This window comes from Ferrovum sp., from assembly GCF_027317285.1.
In the GTDB taxonomy this organism is placed as follows: Bacteria; Pseudomonadota; Gammaproteobacteria; order Burkholderiales; family Ferrovaceae; genus Ferrovum.
This window is the reverse complement of record NZ_DAHVHV010000108.1, coordinates 1-2,328: the sequence shown is the minus strand read 5'-3', so window position 1 is coordinate 2,328 and position 2,328 is coordinate 1. Positions and strand designations below refer to the sequence as shown.

1 protein-coding gene and 2 pseudogenes are annotated in these 2,328 nt (G+C 53.7%); all 3 read left to right on the top strand.

The features are described 5' to 3' along the window. Positions 1-1,833, top strand: a complete 1,833-nt coding sequence (gene traI, locus M6F29_RS11700; RefSeq protein ID WP_366526009.1) for a TraI/MobA(P) family conjugative relaxase — start codon at positions 1-3, stop codon at positions 1,831-1,833. A gap of 12 nt (positions 1,834-1,845) precedes the next feature. Continuing rightward, positions 1,846-1,959, top strand: a pseudogene (locus M6F29_RS12450) (type II toxin-antitoxin system MqsR family toxin); the annotation flags it as partial. Positions 1,960-1,994: 35 nt separating this feature from the next. Then, positions 1,995-2,328, top strand: a pseudogene (locus tag M6F29_RS11695) (type II TA system antitoxin MqsA family protein); the annotation flags it as partial.

The following is a 2,328-nucleotide window of genomic DNA, read 5'->3' as shown; positions in this document are numbered from 1 at the left end:
CTGAAGCACAGCACTTCAAGTAAAGGATTTCGTCCGGTCCTGAATTACATCATGCGTGCCGGAGCAGAAAACAGACTCCCTGAAGGGCAACAACTGGAAGGAGGTGAGATCAATGTATCACCGGGCGAACTCTACTTTACTCTGGCTGAAAATAATGTGGCCTATGCCGATGACCTTGCCTGTGTCCTTGAATCAACTACGGAGAGGTGCCAAAGGAAAGGAAGATTCAAAGGAAACCCGGTTTATCATGTGGCCATCAATTGGCAAGACGGGGAACACCCCACCCCAGAACAAGCCAGACATGCCTGTGATCATGTCATGAAGGCTCTGGGCTACGAGGAGCATCAGGCGGCATGGTCTATCCACCGGGATACGGATAACGATCATGTGCATCTGGTCATTAACCGGGTGCACCCCATCCGTCTTCTCGCAATCTCACCACCGTTCAAGAAGGACTATTTCATCCTTGATCGGTGTATGCGCGAACTGGAAATAGAATTTGGCCACGGTCGTGCAAACGGCCCCTATATCACCCTCGATACTGATAATGGTCCACAAATTGTCCGGATGAGCCGAGCCGAACGGCGGGAACGGGGATTATTGAAAGAAGATGCGCAACCTCGCTTAACGCGAGGGGCTGCCGCCGCCGAGCATCGTTTGGGAGAAGATTCATTTCAATCATGGGTATCCAAGGAACCGGCGCAGGATCTCAAGAAGGTTCTGCAACAACCTGGGGTGACCTGGCAGGATGTGCATCGATGCCTTGCACAGCATGGCGTTTCGATCCAGCCGAAAGGATCAGGAATGATCGTGTTCACAACTCTGGAAGATGGCCGTGTGTTGGCAGGCAAGGCATCCCAGATGGGCCGTTGGGCCAGCAAAGCTGAACTGGAAAAGAAACTGGGGGCGTATTTGCCATCAAATATCCCATTCCCCCAAAACCACAAATACCAAAACACCATTGAGGACCGGAGAAAAAGACATTCGGATGGGCAACTCTACGAAAAATCGGAAGACAATGACCGGATAACTCGCAGAGCAGCCCGAGAGCAAGCCCGCAAGGCGCTTGCGGAAAGATTCAAGGCCGAACAGAAAGCCATCAGGGTAGAGAAACCGTTGCGTCGTGCGGAACTGCGTGATCGTCACACTCAAGAAAGACACGAGTTACAAGCGGAGCAGCGTCAGGCCCGGGTCCAAGTCCGAGAAGATGCCAGAAAAATCGGACAGCCCCCCGATATTGCGTTGTCTCTATGGGCCTATCATGCGGCAATTCAGCGTGAGACCCTGCAAAAACGCCAGGCAGCTGAACGAAAAGCCATGACAGCGATGCTTCCGCACTCTGAAGTATGGCGAAAATGGCTGGAATCTCAAGCCGAAAAGGGTGATGAGGCTGCCATGGCGGCTCTCCGTGGAATCCGTTACCGGGAACAGCGAGTAAAATCCAAGTCTCAAGACGGCATCGAGGGCGAGGAGTTGGATCCGTTACGCAGTTTGACGGTGGCCCAGTTCTATGCACAGTTGGATCGGCGGCGACAACTCGTGGTTTACAAGGGAAAGGATGGCCGTGTCAGGTTCACCGACACTGGGCCACGGATCGTGATGCACGACAAGGGTGACGATAGTCTGGAGGCTGCCCTGAGAATTGCTGCTCAGAAGTACGGTGGGAAGGTGGATATCACTGGCAGTAGTGAGTTTCGGGAAAGGGCTGCCAGAGAAGCTGCCAGACTCAACATCCATGTCCTGAACAACGATTTACAGGCCATCGTACAAGATGAGATTGGGAAAAGAAGGAAACCAAAAACTCACAGACTTGAGTCTGATATGGGGCGATAGGGGGTGCCCCGTTCCGATCATACGGTATGGCAGGACGTGTACCGCCCAAGCATGCAGGCGGGCGACGTGTACCTGAAGCTGACGGTCATTGATGACGTGCTGATCGTGTCTTTCAAGGAGTTATGAACATGAAATGTCCTGTTTGAGGCGCGGCGGAACTAATCCATGACACCCGCGACCTACCCTATACCTACAAGGGTGAAACTACCGTCATTGCAGCGGTGACGGGGCGACTTCTGCCCGGCCTGCGCCGAGTCGGTCTTGGACGCAGCGGAATCGAACCGCGTCATGCGTGAAATGCGCGCCTTCTCAAAGCAGGTGAACGCGGCCATCGTTGATCCGGGTTTCATCACGAGTGTGCGCAAGAAGCTCAATCTTGACCAGCGCGAGGCTGCCGAAATCTTCGGCGGCGACATCAATGCCTTCTCGCGATATGAGAACGGCAAGACCAAGCCCCCGTTGGCCTTGGTCAAGTTGTTCAAGTTGCTTGATCGT